The 17,231-nt window shown below is 60.0% G+C and carries 16 protein-coding genes; 7 read left to right on the top strand and 9 right to left on the bottom strand.

The genetic code is table 11. The features are described from left to right. Window positions 1-9: 9 nt before the first annotated feature. Window positions 10-933 (bottom strand): glycine--tRNA ligase subunit alpha, encoded by a 924-nt coding sequence (gene glyQ / locus G5315_RS18355; protein ID WP_005339464.1) that lies wholly within the window; start codon window positions 931-933, stop codon window positions 10-12. 222 nt (window positions 934-1,155) lie between these two features. On the opposite strand from glyQ, the gene G5315_RS18350 reads away from it, so the two are divergent. After that, on the top strand, window positions 1,156-1,728 hold the full coding sequence (locus G5315_RS18350; protein WP_201954509.1) for a DNA-3-methyladenine glycosylase I: 573 nt from the start codon (window positions 1,156-1,158) through the stop codon (window positions 1,726-1,728). Between the two features lie 129 nt (window positions 1,729-1,857). Continuing rightward, a complete protein-coding gene (locus G5315_RS18345; RefSeq protein ID WP_005339468.1) occupies window positions 1,858-2,514 on the top strand; it encodes an OmpA family lipoprotein in 657 nt (218 codons plus the stop codon). Window positions 2,515-2,649: 135 nt separating this feature from the next. On the opposite strand, the gene G5315_RS18340 is transcribed toward G5315_RS18345, so the two are convergent. Both G5315_RS18340 and tusA read right to left on the bottom strand, forming a co-directional pair. Beyond that, entirely contained in the window at window positions 2,650-2,997 is a 348-nt protein-coding gene (locus G5315_RS18340) for a RidA family protein (RefSeq protein ID WP_005355943.1), read from the bottom strand. 21 nt (window positions 2,998-3,018) lie between these two features. Then, window positions 3,019-3,264 (bottom strand): sulfurtransferase TusA, encoded by a 246-nt coding sequence (tusA, locus tag G5315_RS18335; protein ID WP_005339470.1) that lies wholly within the window; start codon window positions 3,262-3,264, stop codon window positions 3,019-3,021. A gap of 169 nt (window positions 3,265-3,433) precedes the next feature. Here tusA and G5315_RS18330 point away from each other — a divergent pair, with 169 nt between their 5' ends. Then, window positions 3,434-3,625, top strand: coding sequence for a hypothetical protein (locus tag G5315_RS18330; protein WP_005339471.1), 192 nt, complete (start codon window positions 3,434-3,436; stop codon window positions 3,623-3,625). Between the two features lie 75 nt (window positions 3,626-3,700). Here G5315_RS18330 and G5315_RS18325 read toward each other — a convergent pair whose 3' ends face one another. The 6 genes from G5315_RS18325 to G5315_RS18300 form a co-directional block, all read right to left on the bottom strand. Continuing rightward, entirely contained in the window at window positions 3,701-4,939 is a 1,239-nt protein-coding gene (locus G5315_RS18325; RefSeq protein ID WP_421333665.1) for an ABC transporter substrate-binding protein, read from the bottom strand. A gap of 4 nt (window positions 4,940-4,943) precedes the next feature. Next, a complete protein-coding gene (locus G5315_RS18320; protein ID WP_421333663.1) occupies window positions 4,944-6,389 on the bottom strand; it encodes an ATP-binding protein in 1,446 nt (481 codons plus the stop codon). Further along, complete coding sequence (locus G5315_RS18315; RefSeq protein WP_005339475.1) at window positions 6,386-7,108, bottom strand: response regulator; 723 nt, start codon at window positions 7,106-7,108, stop codon at window positions 6,386-6,388. The genes G5315_RS18320 and G5315_RS18315 overlap by 4 nt, the downstream gene beginning before the upstream one ends. Before the next feature lie 278 nt (window positions 7,109-7,386). Beyond that, complete coding sequence (gene fadA, locus G5315_RS18310; RefSeq protein ID WP_019446297.1) at window positions 7,387-8,550, bottom strand: acetyl-CoA C-acyltransferase FadA; 1,164 nt, start codon at window positions 8,548-8,550, stop codon at window positions 7,387-7,389. Window positions 8,551-8,571: 21 nt separating this feature from the next. Then, on the bottom strand, window positions 8,572-10,719 hold the full coding sequence (gene fadB, locus G5315_RS18305) for a fatty acid oxidation complex subunit alpha FadB (protein ID WP_421333661.1): 2,148 nt from the start codon (window positions 10,717-10,719) through the stop codon (window positions 8,572-8,574). 204 nt (window positions 10,720-10,923) lie between these two features. Further along, window positions 10,924-12,861 (bottom strand): acetoacetate--CoA ligase, encoded by a 1,938-nt coding sequence (locus G5315_RS18300; protein WP_421333659.1) that lies wholly within the window; start codon window positions 12,859-12,861, stop codon window positions 10,924-10,926. 191 nt (window positions 12,862-13,052) lie between these two features. On the opposite strand from G5315_RS18300, the gene pepQ reads away from it, so the two are divergent. From pepQ to hemG, 4 genes are read left to right on the top strand one after another with little or no spacing between them, the layout of a single operon-like run. After that, window positions 13,053-14,375: a Xaa-Pro dipeptidase gene (gene pepQ / locus G5315_RS18295; RefSeq protein ID WP_158111253.1), complete on the top strand. Its 1,323-nt coding sequence runs from the start codon at window positions 13,053-13,055 to the stop codon at window positions 14,373-14,375. Next, window positions 14,375-14,992 (top strand): YigZ family protein, encoded by a 618-nt coding sequence (locus G5315_RS18290; protein WP_106844541.1) that lies wholly within the window; start codon window positions 14,375-14,377, stop codon window positions 14,990-14,992. Before pepQ ends, G5315_RS18290 begins: the two co-directional genes overlap by 1 nt. A 36-nt stretch (window positions 14,993-15,028) precedes the next feature. Beyond that, window positions 15,029-16,486, top strand: coding sequence for a TrkH family potassium uptake protein (locus G5315_RS18285; RefSeq protein ID WP_005339482.1), 1,458 nt, complete (start codon window positions 15,029-15,031; stop codon window positions 16,484-16,486). A gap of 7 nt (window positions 16,487-16,493) precedes the next feature. Continuing rightward, window positions 16,494-17,018, top strand: a complete 525-nt coding sequence (gene hemG / locus G5315_RS18280; RefSeq protein ID WP_005339483.1) for a menaquinone-dependent protoporphyrinogen IX dehydrogenase — start codon at window positions 16,494-16,496, stop codon at window positions 17,016-17,018. The last annotated feature ends 213 nt before the right edge of the window (window positions 17,019-17,231 follow it).

Genomic DNA, 17,231 nt, shown 5'->3' with positions numbered 1-17,231 from the left:
GTCCGTTCCTTAACCTTGCTTGTTCTCACTGCGCTGACACATAGGGAAGCCCAGCGCTTCGCGGGAGGCGTAGTATGCCTCTGCCACGGCCTTGGTCAGGGTGCGAATGCGCAGGATGTAGCGCTGACGCTCGGTGACCGAGATGGCCTTGCGGGCATCCAGCAGGTTGAAGGAGTGAGCGGCTTTGAGGATGCGCTCGTAGGCAGGCAGCGGCAGCGGTTTTTCCAGTGCCAGCAGGTTCTGGGCTTCCTTCTCGTACTGCTCGAAGCAGTGGAACAGGAACTCCACATCGGCGTGTTCGAAGTTGTAGGTGGATTGCTCCACTTCGTTCTGGTGGAACACGTCGCCGTAGGTGGTCTTGCCCAGCGGGCCGTCAGACCAGACCAGATCGTAGACGCTGTCCACGCCCTGAATGTACATGGCCAGACGCTCGAGACCGTAGGTGATCTCGCCGGTGACCGGCTTGCACTCGAGGCCGCCAACCTGCTGGAAGTAGGTGAACTGGGTCACTTCCATGCCGTTCAGCCACACTTCCCAGCCCAGACCCCAGGCACCCAGGGTCGGGTTTTCCCAGTTGTCTTCCACGAAGCGGATGTCGTGGATCTCGGGATCCATACCCAGCTCTTTCAGGGAGCCCAGATAGAGTTCCTGAATGTTGTCGGGGGAAGGCTTGATGATCACCTGGAACTGGTAGTAGTGCTGCAGGCGGTTCGGGTTTTCACCGTAGCGGCCGTCAGTGGGACGGCGGGACGGTTGCACGTAAGCGCAGGCGATGGGCTCCGGGCCCAGGGCACGCAGACAGGTCATGGGGTGGGAAGTACCGGCACCCACTTCCATATCCAGCGGCTGAATGATGGTACAGCCCTGGCGGGACCAATAGTCCTGCAGCTGCAGGATCAGGCCCTGAAAGGTTTTGACATCGAATTTTTGCATAATTTTTTTCGCGCGAAGTGAAAATCAGAGCAAGATTTGCTGAATGTGAACCGAGGGAGTATACCGTCTGGCATGGTCGGATAATAGGCGAAATTGCAGCGGATTCGCGGGATGGTGCTGCGCTGTGGCTGGTCGGGCGGGATGACCGGTATATGATGTGAGCAGTGCCGCCTGCAGAGTGGGCAGGGTCGGGCAAACCGCTGAAATGACGAGGGAGAGGAAATGGAACTGCGCTGCGCCTGGGTGACCAAAGACCCGGAATACATTGAATACCATGACAAACAGTGGGGCAGGCCGGTCTATGACGCCCGCGAGCTGTTTGCCAAGCTCTGCCTCGACGGCCAGCAGGCGGGGCTGTCGTGGATCACCATCCTCAAGCGCACCGATAGCTATTACCGCGCCTATGCCGACTTCGATCCGGTGCAGATTGCCCGCTTCGACGAGCAGGATGTAGAGCGGTTGATGCAGGACAGCGGCATTATCCGCAACCGGCTCAAGGTGCAGTCGATCATCAGAAATGCCCGCGCTTATCTGGCGTTGCAGGAGCAGGGGATCGACTTCGCCGACTACCTGTGGGGCTTTGTTGGCGGTGCCCCCATCGTCAATCAGCGGCAGGGCAACGGCGATATTCCGGCCACCTCGCCGGAGTCAGATGCCATGTCGAAAGCGCTCAAGAAGCTCGGCTTCAACTTCGTCGGCAGCACCATCTGTTACGCCTTTATGCAGGCGGTGGGGATGGTGAACGATCATCTGGTCAGCTGTCCTTGCCATGCCGAGTGTCAGTTACCGCGCTGACCACCCGCCGATTGGCCAAAAAAACACCACTCTCGCCATCTGTTCAAGCTTGCGTCAGACAATGGCGTGCCAGCGCGTTACAATCCGGCCCCCGGCATGGTGCCGGATTGTTTTCACAGAGGTTTTTTCATGCGAGCCAAGATCCTGGTGCCTGCTCTGGCACTGACCGTTGCCCTGAGCGGCTGTACCACCAACCCCTACACAGGTGAATCCCAGACCTCTAAAGGTGCCTGGGGCGCGCTGGCTGGCGCCGCTGCCGGTGCGGCCGTAGGTGCGCTCTCCTCCAGCAAGGGTGACCGCAAGAAGGGCATCCTGACCGGCGTTGCTGCTGGCGCGGCGCTGGGTGGCGGTATCGGCTACTACATGGACGTGCAGGAAGCCAAGCTGCGCGAGAAGCTGCAGGGCACCGGCGTCAGCGTGACCCGCAATGGCAATGAGCTGATCCTCAACATGCCGAACAACGTCACCTTCGACAGCTCCAGCTCCCAGCTGAAAGCGGCCGGTGCCAACACCCTCTCCGGCGTGGCCATGGTCGTTGCCGAGTTCGACAAGACCCGCCTGAACGTGGTCGGTCACACCGACAGTACCGGTTCCCGCGACCTGAACATGAAGCTTTCCCGCGATCGTGCCGATGCCGTTGCCGCCCAGCTGATTGGTCAGGGCGTAGCAGGTAGCCGCATCTCCACCACCGGCGTAGGCCCGGATCAGCCGGTTGCTACCAACAGCACCGCCGCTGGCAAAGCCCAGAACCGTCGCGTGACCATTACCCTGACCCCGACCGCCTAAGTCGTTCAGGTTTCGGTAACGAAAAGGCCCCGCCAGTGATGGCGGGGCCTTTCTATTGGCGCCGTGGCGAGCAATGACGCCTTGTTGTTTGCTCCCTTCTCCCCTCGTGGGAGAAGGGGTGGGGATAAGCGCCTCTTAGACAGCTGCAGTCAGCTGTACTTCGACCTTGTAGCCTTCGTGGGCCAGACGGGCCTGTACACAGGCTCTAACCGGTGCGGTGCCAGCCGGAATCCAGGCATCCCACTGCTCGTTGAAGGCAGCGATGTCCTGAATGTCTTTGAGATAGATATTGGCCATCAGGATCTTGTCGACGCCGGAGCCGTTGGCTTCCAGCAGGCGTTGCAGGCTTGCCAGCACTTCGCGGGTCTGCTGGTGGATGTCGGCCTCTTCGCTGACGGGCACTTCCACCACGTAGAGGGTGCCATTGTGGATGACCACGTCAGACCAACGCTGGGTGGTGCCGATTCGGGTAATGGTTGTCATGGAGTGCTCCGGTAAGGGGGCTTATTGACCCTTGCGGATCAGATAGCGGTAGGGGGCCTGCTCTGTCTCGCTGGCGACCAGGGTGTGATCCATAAAGCGGCAGAAACTGGGGATGTCGCGGGTGGTTGAAGGATCGTCGGCACTGACCAGCAGGGTCTCGCCATCCGCCATCAGCCGCACTTTCTTGCGAACCATCATAACGGGTTCCGGGCAACGAAGCCCGATTGCGTCCAACTCGTGGGTTGCGCCGCAGAATAAATCACTCATCTATTATCAACCTTCAACCTATTCGGCTGCCAATGATACTCAGGGCTAAAAAATAATCAAACAAACGACCCATTAACCAGCATATGTAACCGAAATGTTATTCAGCCCTATCCAGCTTGCGCCGGACGAGTAATATAAAAATTGAACCATATTCAACAAGGAGGTGAATATGCAGGTCTCCTACGGCAGATTACAAGCCTATGCAGGCATGGGGTTCTTGTCCTTCGCCATGATAGTGATGGGCAGCCCGATCGGGAATACCGGTACCTGGTTCGGCTCCATGGTGATGGTCGGGTTGGGGCTCTGGATCGAGCTCAGCGATTACTATGACGAGGATGAGGACGAGAACGATCAATCCTGAATCGGATGACGATTCAACAACAAAGGCGGAGCAGTTCCGCCTTTGTCATTTCTGCCGTTTGGCAATGTGCCCGGATCAGCGGGTCGAGCGCATCGCCCGCTCCAGATGCAGCGCCGTCTGCTCCGGGTTGGCCTTGGGGTCGTTGAAGAAGTTGCTCAGCACATCGAGGATCGCCTGCCGCATATTGGTCGGCGTCGCCATCCCTTCCGCCATGCTGGGCAGCAGGTTGTCCTGCTTTTCCGCCAGCAGGAAATCCTGATAGGAGCGGACGGCGCAGCGGTCGAACTTGCTCATGTCGGGATTGGTCAGCGCCGGGATCGATCCCTTCACCCGGTTGAACTCTGCCTGGAATTGCGGCGTCATCAGCAGCTGGGCAAGATCCCCTTGCGCCTGCAGCTGGGCCGGATCCCGCTGTTTGAACATGGCGATGGAGTCGAGGTTGTAGCTGAATAGTCCGGCGCTGCCCGGGCTCGGCAGACAGGCGATATCCTCACCCGGTCGGTAGTTACCGGCACTCAGTTCACCCTTCACCCAGTCCCCCATCACCTGCATGGCGGCGCCACCGCTCTCCAGCAGATTGGTGGCCTGATGCCACTTCAGACCGGAGTATTTTTGCGGCACATAGGCGCGCAGCTGCTGGAAGCGGGTCAACACCCGCACCATGTCGGGGCCGGTCAGGGTGGCGCTATCCTGCTCGAGGAACGCCTTGCGATAGAATTCTTTTCCTCCCTCACCGAGCGCCACCGTTTCAAACAACACTGCCAGCTGCCAGGGCTCGTTGCCGATGGCGAGCGGGGTGATGCCCCGTTTTTTAAGCTGGTCGGCGACCGTGACAAACTGGGCCCAGTCGGTGGGTGGAGTCAGCTTGTTGCGCTCGAAGATCTTGCGGTTGAGCCACAGCCAGTTGACCCGGTGGATGCCGGTGGGCACCGCCATCAGGGCGCCATTCTGGCTGAGGGTAGCACGCACCATGGGCGGCATCTGACTGTACCAGCCGAGGTGTTCGGCCATCGGGGTGAGATCGCGCAGGAAGCCGAGCCCGGCCCACTCCTTGAGCTCGTAACCCTTGAGGTGGGCCGCTTCGGGCGGGTTGGCGGCCAGTGCCCGGCTCTTCAATACCGTCATGGCACTCTTGCCGCCGCCGCCCTGTACCGCGAAGTCGTTCCACTGGTTGCCCTGTTTGGTCCACTCGGATTTGAGCACTTCGACCGCTTTCGCTTCGCCGCCGGACGTCCACCAGTGCAGCACTTCCACCTGGGAGGAGGCAACGGGAGCAGAGAGCAGGGCGATGACAGAAAAAGACAACCACTTCATAAGGTTACTGCCTTGGTAGGGAGAGCGTGGCCTGCAGGCCACCTTGCGGACGATTTTCCAGCACCAGATCGCCGCCGTGGGCGTGGGCTATGTTGCGGGCGATGCCAAGGCCGAGGCCGGTGCCGGCCTGATCGGTACTGAGCCGGTAATAGGGTTCGAAGATGCGCTCGAACTGATCGTCCGGCAGGCCGGGGCCCTCATCCATGATGAAGAGAATCAGCATCTCCTCATCATCCATGATGATGATGCGCACCTCCTGGCCGTACTTGATGCCGTTGTCCACCAGATTGCCGATGCAGCGTTTGAGCGCCAGCAGCTTGCCGCGATAGGGCCACTTGCAGTGCCCTTCGATGGTCAGCCGCTCGTCGTGCAGGTTCATCGACTCCGCCATCTGCTCAAGCAGGGCGTTGATGTCGATCTCCTCGATATTCTCGTGAATGTCGGTCTCTTTGACCGTCTGCAGCGCCCCTTTCACCATCAGCTCCAGTTCGTCGAGATCCTTGTTGAACTTGGCGATCTGTACCTCGTCATCGAGCAGTTCGACCCGCAGCCGCAGTCGGGTGATGGGGGTCTTGAGGTCGTGGGAGATGGAGCTGAACAGCCGCTCTCTATCGTCGATATAGCGGCGGATCCGGTGCTGCATGATGTTGAAGGCGCGGGTCGCCGCCACGATTTCCGATGCTCCTTCCTCCTTGAGTGAAGGCTGGTCGATATCCTTGCCGAGATTCACCGCCGCCTTGGCGAGACGGCGCAGCGGCCGGGTCTGCCAGCGCACCAGCATAAAGGTGAAGAAGCAGAGGAACACCGTCATCAGGGCGATGAAACGCACCTGGTTGCTCGGCATCACGGTATCGTCGAGGGTCATGTAGGGGGCGGGCAGCAGGGCCGCCAGATAGAGCCACTCCCCCTTTTCAATCTCGATCTGGGTCACCAGAACTGGCGGATTGAGCGGCTCCAGCGACAGGGTGTAGCGGGCCCAGGAGGAGGGGAGATCCGCCAGCAGGGTGTCGTTGTTGAAGACGTGGAGGTCATCGGGCCGGGAGAAGTCCACCTTGATCGCCATGGCGTCGGAGAGCTTGCGGGTCAGCACTCCCTGCACCTCCTCCAGCACCTGCGTCTTGCGTTCGCTGTCGGGGATGGCGTTGATGTGGATCTCTTCCTCGTTGAGCGAGACGAAGAAGCGGCTGCCCCCCATGTTGCGCAGTTGGTCCAGCGCGATATGGCGATACTGCAGCGGCAGGGATTTGAAGAAGTTGACGGTGGAAGCGGCAGACATGGCGAGGTTGCGGGTGGTGCTGAGCATCCCCTCCAGCTCCCGCTTCTGGATCTGCTGCATCCAGATGCCGGTCAGAATGGTCTGGGAGAGCAGGATGGCCAGCAACAGCAGCAGGATCATCCGTGACAACAGGGAGCGGGGCACCAGCGCCCCCCAGGACCACTTGTTGCTCATGGCAGCTCGTGCACCTCGGCGATCAGCATGTAGCCACTGCCGCGAATGGTCTTGATGATGCGCGGGCTCTTGCCGTTGTCGCCCAGCTTCTGGCGCAGGCGGCTGATCTGCACGTCGATACCGCGCTCCATCGGCAGGCTTTCGCGGCCGCGGGTGGCATCCGAGATGGTGTCCCGATCCAGCACCACGCCGGGCTGTTGCAGGAACATGCCGAGCAGCATGGCGTCGCTGCCGGAGAGGTCCAGCAGGCTGCCATCGTCATGGGTCAGCTGGTGGCTCAGGGTGTCGAGGGTCCACTCGGCAAAACGCAGGCGGCGGCTTGGCTCTTTCTCTTTTTCCGGCTGGCGGAATTCGGCGCGGCGCAGCAGTGCCTTGATGCGGGCCTGCAGTTCGCGGGGGCTGAACGGCTTGGCGATATAGTCGTCGGCGCCGAGTTCCAGACCGATCACCCGATCCGCTTCGTCGGAGGCGGCGGTCAGCATGATGATGGGCACCTGGGAGTCACGACGGATCTGCTGGCAGAGGGTAAAACCGTCCTCGCCGGGCATCATGATGTCCAGAATAATCAGGTCCGGGCTGTGCTGGGCGAGTTGCTGACGCATCTCGTTGCCCTCCGCCGCCGTCAATACCTGAAAGCCCGCCCGGGTCAGGTACTCATTGAGCAGCTCGCGGATCTCTTGGTCGTCATCGACGATCAGCAGTTGTTTGCTCATTGACATATGTATGTGCATCCACCCATTTTTTTGTGCAGATTGAACCTGTCGGGGGAGTAAAAAGCAAGCAAGCCCCCTATCTAATGTGAGGTTTAAGGCAATAACAGCCTATTGATAAGATTAAAACGAAAAAAGGCCGACCCAAACGGGACGGCCAACAGACAGCTTCTGACCACTGACGAGCACCCCGTGTGGCGATCGTCACAGACTTGAAAAGGGGCCAGTCAGACTGGCCCCGAAAAGGGACAACTCTCAGTAGTGCATCCCGTCGATCCGGCTGGTTATCACACCCGTTCAAACACGGTGGCGATGCCCTGACCCAGACCGATACACATGGTGGCAACCCCCAGGGTGGCATCCTTCTCCTCCATCAGATTGATGAGGGTGGTGGAGATGCGGGCGCCGGAGCAGCCAAGCGGGTGACCCAGCGCAATGGCGCCGCCGTTGAGGTTCACCTTCTCGTCCACCTGATCCTGCAGACCCAAATCTTTCACGCAGGGCAGGGACTGGGCGGCAAACGCCTCGTTCAGCTCGAACAGGTCGATGTCACCGATGGTCAGGCCGGCCCGTTTGAGCGCCTTCTGGGTCGCCGGCACCGGGCCGTAACCCATGATGGCGGCGTCGCAGCCAGCGATGGCCATGGCACGTACCTTGGCGCGCGGCGTGAGGCCGAGGGCCTTGGCGCGATCCGCGCTCATCACCAGCATGGCGGCGGCGCCATCGGACAGGGCCGAGGAGCTGCCGGCGGTAACGGTGCCGTTGACTGGATCAAACACCGGGCGCAGCTGGCTCAGGGTTTCTACCGTGGTCTCCGGGCGGATCACCTCGTCATAGTCGTAGAAGAAGCGGGCGCCGCTGGCGTCATGGCCTTCCAGCCCGACGATCTCCTTGGCAAAACGTCCTTCCACGGTTGCCGCGTGGGCACGGCGGTGGGAGCGGGCGGCAAACTCGTCCTGTTGCTGACGGCTGATGCCGTGCAGCTTGCCGAGCATCTCGGCGGTCAGCCCCATCATGCCGGAGGCCTTGGCCACCGACTTGGCCATGCCCGGGTGGAAGTCGACGCCGTGGCTCATCGGCACGTGACCCATGTGCTCAACGCCGCCGATGATGAAGATATCCCCATCACCTACCTGAATGGCGCGGGAGGCGTCGTGCAGCGCCTGCATACTGGAGCCACACAGGCGGTTGACGGTGACCGCCCCCACCTGCTTCGGAATACCGGCCAGCAGCGCGGCGTTGCGGGCGATGTTGAAGCCCTGCTCCAGGGTCTGCTGCACGCAGCCCCAGTAGATATCCTCGATCTCGTTCGGGTCGAGGTTGGGGTTGCGCAGCAGGATGGATTTCATCAGGTGCGCGGACAGGTCTTCTGCACGCACGTTGCGGAAGGCGCCGCCCTTGGACCGGCCCATCGGGGTCCGGATACAGTCGACAATGACTACGTCTTTCATGAATGGATCTCCTTTCCGCAATCAGTAGAAGGTTTTGCCCTGGGCGGCCATCTCGCGTAAGCGGTCGCTGACGCGGTAGAGCGGGCCCAAGTCGGCATACTGGTCGGCCATGGCCACGTAGCGATCCAGACCGATAGTGTCCAGATAGCGGAACACGCCGCCGCGGAAGGGAGGGAAGCCCAGACCGTAGACCAGTGCGATGTCGGCTTCGGCTGGCGTGGCGACAATGCCCTCTTCCAGACAGAGCACCACCTCGTTGATCATCGGGATCATCATGCGAGCAATGATGGCGTCCTTGTCGAAATCCTGTTTCGGCTTGGCAATGGGGGCCAACAGCTCGTAGCTAGCTGCGTCAGCCACCTTCTTCGGCTTGCCCTTCTTGTCCTGCTCGTAGGCGTAGAAGCCCTTGCCGTTTTTCTGACCGAAGCGGTTCACTTCGTACATCACGTCGATGGCGGTGCGACCGTCCTTGCTCATGCGTGCCGGGAAACCCTGCGCCATCACGTCGCCGGCATGGTGACCGGTGTCGATACCGACTACGTCCAGCAGGTAAGCGGGGCCCATCGGCCAGCCGAACTCTTTCTCCATCACCTTGTCGACGGCGGCGAAGTCGGCGCCATCGGCGACCAGCTTGTTGAAGCCGAAGAAGTAGGGGAACAGCACCCGGTTGACGAAGAAGCCCGGGCAATCGTTGACCACCACCGGGGACTTGCCCATGGCGGCGGCATAGGCCACCACGCGGTTGATGGTTTCATCGGAGGTTTGCTCGCCGCGGATGATCTCCACCAGTGGCATGCGGTGCACCGGGTTGAAGAAGTGCATGCCGCAGAAGTTCTGCGGGCGCTTCAGCCCCTTGGCCAGCAGGGAGATGGGGATGGTGGAGGTGTTGCTGGCGAGCACGGCGTCTTCGCCAATGATCCCTTCCACTTCGCCCAGTACGGCGGCTTTCACCTTGGGATTCTCGACCACGGCTTCGACCACCACATCCACATGCTTGACGGTGTCATAGCTGAGGGTCGGGGTAATGGCGGAGAGTACCTGGCCCATCTTGATGCCATCGATGCGGCCCTTCTCGAGCTGGCCATTGAGCAGCTTGGTGGCTTCGCCCATGCCAAGTGCCAGCGCCTTCTCGTTGATATCCTTCATCACCGCCGGAATGCCCTTGCTGGCAGACTGGTAGGCGATGCCGCCGCCCATGATGCCGGCACCCAGTACGGCGGCGTGGCTGGTGGCCTTGCTCGCCTGCTTGGCAGCCTTCTTGGCCAGTGCCTTGATGTGCTGATCGTTGAGGAAGATACCGACCAGTGCCTTGGCCACGTCGGTTTTGGCCAGCTTGATAAAGCCCTGTGCTTCAACGACCAGCGCCTCGTCACGGCCCATGCCAGCAGCGGCTTCGACGGTTTTCACCGCGGTCATCGGCGCCGGATAGTGTTTGCCCGCCACGGTGGCAACCATGCCGGCGGCGGTGGTGAAGCTCATCATGGCTTCCAGTTTGGAGAGGCGCAGCGGGGCTTTTTTGGCGGCGCGGCGGCTCTGCCAGTCCAGCTTGCCCGCGATGGCGTCTTTGATCATCTGCAGCGCAGCGCTCTGCAGCGCATCCGGGGCGACCACGGCGTCGATAGCGCCTACCTTGAGGGCGTCATCGGCACGGTAATCCTTGCCGGTGGTGATCCACTCGAGCGCGTTGTCAGCGCCGATCACCCGCGGCAGACGGACTGTGCCGCCAAAGCCCGGCATGATGCCGAGTTTGGTCTCGGGCAGGCCGATTTTGGCTGTGGTGTCAGCCAGACGGAAGTCGGTGGAGAGAATGGTCTCGCAACCGCCGCCCAGAGCGTGGCCCTTGATGGCGGAGAGGGTCGGAACCGGCAGATCTTCGATGGCATTGAAGATGTCGTTGGCCTTTTTCAGCCAGCCGAGCAGATCTTCTTGCGGCAGATCGAACAGTTCCAGGAATTCGGTAATGTCGGCACCGACGATAAAAGCGTCTTTGCCGGAGGTGAGGATCAGACCTTTTAGTTCACGTTCTTGTTGTAATGCGGCGATCGCTTCGCTCAGGGAGAGCAGGGTAGCGCGATCCAGCTTGTTGACTGAACCCGGGGCATCAAACCTCAGTTCGGCAATGCCGTTTTCGAGGTAGCTGACCGACAGGGTTTCGCCTTGGTAGATCATGAGAGTGTCTCCTTGTTCCCACTCAGTGGGGAGTGGTGCTCCTTAATCCCCAGCAGGGGGCGAGGCTCACTATTGATCCAAAAGGAGACATTTTCAACACCTATTTAAAACATTTGTTTAACAGATCTCGAGTAAAAGCTCTTCATCACAAAACGGGCAAAAGAGAGGCGCCTTGCGGCGCCTCGGATGGATGTGAGTTTGTTATCAACTGGCCAGTTCCGGCCGGTTGCGATACTGGTTCAGCACCTCGGGATCGGCGAGGGCATGAGTATTGTTGACGGGTCTGTTGTGTACCACTTCCCGCACCGCCAGTTCGACGATCTTGCCGGACTTGGTACGGGGGATGGCATCCACCTGCAGGATGCGGGCGGGCACGTGGCGGGCGGTGCAGTGTTGCTTTATTTGCTGGCGGATCCGCTCGCGCAGCGGCTCATCCAGCTTGCAGCCCGTCTTGAGCTTGACGAACAGCACCACCCGCTCGTCCTGCTGCCACTGCTGGCCGATGACGATGCTCTCCTCCACCTCGTCGAGTTGTTCGACGTAGCGGTAGATCTCGCTGGTGCCGATGCGCACGCCGCCCGGGTTGAGGGTGGCGTCGGAGCGGCCGTAGAACAGAATGCCGCCGGTCGGGGTTAGCTCGATCCAGTCGCCGTGGCACCAGATGTTGTCGAACCGCTCGAAATAGGCGGCGTGGTACTTGTCGCCGCTTTCATCTCCCCAGAAGCCCACCGGCTGGGCCGGGAACGGCTTGGTACAGACCAGTTCGCCCTTCTCCCCCTGCACCGGCTGGCCCGCTTCGTTGAATACCTGCACCGCGAGGCCAAGGCCGCGCCCCTGACTCTCGCCGCGATAGACAGGGCTGAGCGGGTTGCCGATGACGAAGCAGGAGCAGATATCGGTGCCGCCTGAGATGGAGCTGAGCTGCACATCCTGCTTTATCTGCTGGTAGACGTAGTCGAACCCCTCCGGCGACAGCACGGAGCCGGTGCTGCAGATCAGCCGCAAGTGCGGCAAATCGTGGCTCTTGATGGGGGTGTAGCCCTGCTTGTGCAGCGCATCAAGATATTTGGCCGAGGTACCGAACAAGCTGACCTGCTCGTCACGGGCGAGATCCCACAGCACATTGCCATCTGGGTAAAACGGCGAGCCGTCATAGAGCACCAGGGTGGCGCCGGAGGCGAGGGCGCTCACCAGCCAGTTCCACATCATCCAGCCGCAGGTGGTGAAGTAGAAGATCCGCTCCCCCGGCTTGATGTCGCAGTGCAGCTGGTGCTCTTTCAGGTGTTGCAGCAGGGTGCCGCCGATGCCGTGCACGATGCACTTGGGTTTGCCGGTGGTGCCGGAGGAGTAGAGGATATAGAGCGGATCGTTGAAAGCCATCGGCTCGAACTGGAGGCCGGCGTCCGGCTGGCTCGCCAGCAGTTGTTGCCAGTCGTGGCCAAGCTGCAGCGGGTTGCCGAGCAGCGGGATCATCACCGTCTGCTCTATGCTGCCGATCTGGCTCACCACGCTGGCGACCTTCTGTTGAATGTCGATAGCTTTGCCGTTGTAGCGATAGCCATCCACCGCAAACAGCACTCGTGGTTGGGTCTGGCCGAAGCGCTCCCCCACACTGGCCTCGCCAAAGTCGGGGCTGGTGGAGGTCCAGATTGCCCCCAGACTGGTGGTTGCCAGCATGGCAACCACGGTTTCCGGAATATTGGGCAGGTAGGCGGCGACCACATCGCCACGCCCAATCCCCTGATGACGCAGCCACTGAGCCAGCCGGGCCACCTGATCACTCAGTTCACCCCAGCTAAGAGTACGGCTTGGACCCCCTTCGATGCGGGAGATGATGGCCGGGCTCTCGTCCTGACGGCGCAGCAGGTTTTCGGCGAAGTTGAGGCGGCTGTCGGGGAACCAGCGGGTGCGCTGCATATCCTGACGATTCTCCGCCACTATGTTGCCGAGCTCGCCCTTGACGCCGCAGTGCTGCCATACCAGCGGCCAGAAACGGGTGGTCTTCTCCACCGACCATTGATAAAGCTGCGGATAGTTCTGCAACTGCAAGCCGTGGAAACGGTTCACCTCCGCCATAAAACGGTAGAGGTTGGATTGCTGCATCCCGAGCGGATCCGGTTGCCACAGGCAGAGGTTGTCCATGAGTAATCCCTGACTTCATGTATCTACCGGCAGTGTATTGAATTGTTTTTGATTTGTTAATGATTGGTTTTGTGTTGATAACAAACACGTTTGTAACGTATGCGTTACCTCACGAAGCGGCAGCTTGACGGGTCGAGCCGCCAAGCGCTTGATGTTATGCTGCAATCACATTCACCTCGGAGCAGGACGCCATGAGCAGCTACAGCCAACTTTTTGCCCAGCACCTCGATACCTTGCAGCAGCGCACCCGCGACATTCTGCAACAACAGGGGCTCAGCGGACTGGCCATCCACTCCGGCCAGACTCACCGCATCTTCCTCGATGATCAGGATTATCCGTTCAAGGTAAACCCCCACTTCAAGGCCTGGTTGCCGGTGCTGGACAATCCCCACTGCTGGCTGCTGGTGGACGGGGTGAACAAACCAATCCTGCTGTTCTACCGCCCGGTCGATTTCTGGCACAAGGTAGCGGATCTGCCCAATGCCTTCTGGGTCGAGTTCTTCGATATCCGTTTCCTGACCCGGCCGGAACAGGTGGCTGATCACCTGCCTGGCAACAAACAGGAGTGGGCCTATCTGGGCGGTCATCTGGAAGTGGCCGAGCTGCTGGGGCTGACCCAGCCCAATCCCGAGGCGGTGCTCAACTACCTGCACTATCACCGCGCCTACAAGACCCCCTACGAGCTGGAGTGTCTGCGCGAGGCGAACCGGATCGGGGTACGCGGCCATATCGCCGCCAAGGACTCCTTTATGGCGGGGGCGAGCGAGTTCGAGATTAATCTGGCCTACATGAAGGCGGTCGGGCAGGGGGCCAATGAGGCGCCCTACGGCAATATCGTCGCCATCAACCGCAACGCGGCCATCCTTCACTACACCCACTTGTCTGCCGTGCGGGTGCCCGATGCGGAGCGCCACTCCTTCCTGATCGATGCCGGTGTCGATTTCCACGGTTATGCCTCCGACATCACCCGCACCTGGGCGTGGCGGCGTGGCGAGTTTGCCGATCTGATTGCCGCCCTCGACGAGCAGCAGCAGGAGATCATCAAGGAGATCAAACCGGGTCGCCGCTACAGCGAGCTGCATCTGCAGATGCACCACAAGCTGGCGCGCCTGCTGCAAGCGACCGAGCTGGTGGATATGTCGGTAGACGAGATGATCAACACCGGGGTGACCAATGTCTTCTTCCCCCACGGCCTCGGCCACTTCCTCGGTTTGCAGGTGCACGATGCGGGTGGTTTCATGCAGGATGAGCGCGGCACCCATCTGGCGGCGCCCGAGCTGTTCCCCTATCTGCGCTGCACCCGGGTGATGGAGGTGGGTCAGGTGTTCACCATCGAGCCGGGGCTCTACTTCATCGACAGTTTGCTGGAGCCGCTGCGTCAGGGCGAACAGGGTAAGAGGGTCAACTGGAACAAGGTGGAGGCGCTGCGTCCGTTCGGCGGCATCCGCATCGAAGACAACGTGGTGCTGCACGCCAACGGGGTGGAGAACATGACCAGACAAGCAGGACTCTGATGGCGGCTGCGTACTCCATTCCGGCTGCTCCGCTGGAGTTGACCGAAGAGATAAAGAAGAGCCGCTTCATTACCCTGATCGCCCACACCCCGACCGTCGAGGCGGCCAAGGGGTGGGTCAACGAGATCAAACGCCAACATCCGGCCGCGCGCCATCACTGCTGGGCGTTTGTGGCGGGTGCGCCGCAAGATAGTCAGGTTTATGGCTTCAGCGATGACGGCGAACCTTCCGGTACTGCGGGCAAGCCGATCCTGGCCCAGTTGATGGGCTCGGGGCTCGGTGAAATCTGCGCCGTGGTAGTGCGTTACTACGGCGGCATCCAGCTTGGCACCGGTGGACTGGTCAAAGCCTATGGGGGCGGCGTCGGTGCCGCCCTCAAGCAACTGCCCACCCTGCTCAAGGTGCCACTCACTCCCTCTCTCATTCACTGCGATTACGGTGACATGGGGACGGTCGAGTCGCTGATCAGCAGCCATAATGGCGAATTGCTGGCGGCGGATTACGGTCAGCAGGTCACCTTGCAGGTGGCGTGGGAGTCCTCGGTTTGGGCTCAGGTGGACCGTGAATTGACCGACCGGACTCATGGGCGGGTATCCCTCAGCCCCTTAGATGGCTAGAATCCATCGCTCTTTAATTGGGGAAAGGGAGCTGTAATGCACATTCTGAGCATTATTCGCATTGTTGGCCTGCTGGTTGCGCTGTTCAGCTCGACCATGCTGTTGCCTGCACTGGTGGCTTTTGGCTATCGGGATGGTGGTGGTGCCGAGTTCGTCAGCTCTTTTCTGATCGCCCTGCTGCTCGGCGTGGTGCTCTGGTTTCCCAATCGCTATCACAAGAAGGAGATGCGCTCGAAAGAGGGCTTTCTGATTGTGGTGCTGTTCTGGACCGTGCTGGGCAGTGTGGGGGCTGTGCCCTTCATCATGAGCGATGTGCCGGATATGTCGGTCTCGGAGGCTTTCTTCGAATCTTTCTCCGGCCTGACCACCACTGGCGCAACGGTACTGACCGGGCTCGATAATCTGCCCAAGGCGTTTCTGTTCTATCGCCAGCTGCTGCAGTGGCTGGGGGGGATGGGGATCATCGTACTGGCAGTGGCCATTCTGCCACTGCTGGGGATCGGGGGTATGCAGCTCTATCGTGCCGAGATCCCGGGGCCGGTGAAGGATACCAAGGTGACGCCGCGCATCGCCGAAACGGCCAAGGCGCTCTGGTTCATCTATCTGCTGCTGACTGCGCTCTGTGCCTTGGCATACTGGCTCGCCGGAATGACGTTGTTCGATGCGGTTTGCCATTCGTTCTCGACGCTGTCGGTCGGTGGCTTCTCCACCCACGATGCCAGCATCGGTTTCTTCAACAGTCCGGTCATCAACCTGATTACCGTGGTGTTCCTGTTGCTGGCCAGCGTGAACTTTGCGCTCCACTTTACCGTCTTCTCCCACCGCCCGGTGCGGCTCGGGCGCTACCTTTACGATTCTGAACTCAAGGTGTTCCTGGCTATCCAGGCAACCTTGGTGATGATCTGCTTTGTCGCCTTGCTGACCCACGGACACTACGCCACCTGGCAAGAGGCGCTCAACCACGGGTTGTTTCAGGCGGTCTCTCTGGGTACCACCACCGGCTACAGCACCACTACCTATGCCGACTGGCCCTCGTTCCTGCCCATGCTGCTGATGTTTTCCGCCTTTATCGGCTGTTGTGCGGGCAGTACCGGCGGTGGCATCAAGGTGATGCGTTTTATGATCCTGTTCATGCAGGGGATGCGCGAGTTGAAGCGGCTGGTTCACCCCAGAGCCATCTATACCTTGAAGCTGGGGAATCGGGCGGTGCCCGAGCGCATCGTCGAGGCGGTGTGGGGCTACTTCGCCACCTATATTATTCTCTTCTTTATGTTCATGTTGCTTTTGCTGATGACGGGACTGAACGAAGTGACCGCATTCACCGCTGTGGCTGCGGCTTTCACCAACGTAGGCCCGGGTTTGGGAGAGGTATCAGCCAACTTCGGCAATATCTCGCCGGCGGCCCAGTGGGTACTGGTGTTGGCTATGTTGTTTGGTCGATTGGAAATTTTTACGCTTCTGGTACTGTTTACTCCTGCATTCTGGCGTAGTTGAGGTTGTTATGGACAAGATTCTGGTGCTTTATTCCTCTCGGGATGGCCAAACCCGCAAAATAGTCGATGTCATGCTGGAGCAGATGCCGGGATGCGAAGTGGTGATGCATGACCTGCATACCTTGCCGATGTGCAACCTCAGCAAGTATGCCAAGGTCTTGATCGGCGCCTCCATTCGTTATGGCAACTTCCACCCCAGCTTGTTCAGCTTTATTCACGCTCATCAGGAGCAGCTGGAGGTGGCCAATGCGGCCTTCTTCTGTGTCAACCTGACGGCCCGCAAGCCAGAGAAGCAGACGCCGCAAACCAATGCTTATATGAAGAAGTTCCTGCGCCTCTCCCCCTGGAAGCCGAAAACCCTGGGGGTGTTTGCCGGTGCGCTGCAATATTCCCGCTATAACTGGTGGCAGACGCGCATCATCCAGCTGATCATGAAGATTACCGGTGGCAGTACAGACACCAGTAAGGACATTGAATTTACCGATTGGGAAAAGGTGCGCAGCTTTGCACGCGAATTCTGGTCAAAAAGGTAGCTGTGTGATGTGAATTAAGGTTTTTTTGCCCGAAACAGCCCCGCCGATGCGGGGCTTTTGTTTAATAAAACAACGGTTAAACCTGAAAGTTGTAAAAAATGCCATTTTTTGCAGTTTTCCTCTTGTCATCCCGGCGCGGCTCCCTATAATGCGCCCCTACCAGCACGGCGGAACACGCCGAACTGATGAGCCAGCTTCCTAGCGAAGTGGGCG

It is taken from the genome of Aeromonas sp. 603607 (assembly GCF_049171595.1).
Classification (GTDB): domain Bacteria; phylum Pseudomonadota; class Gammaproteobacteria; order Enterobacterales; family Aeromonadaceae; genus Aeromonas; species Aeromonas veronii.
This window is presented reverse-complemented; position numbering and strand designations above follow the sequence as displayed.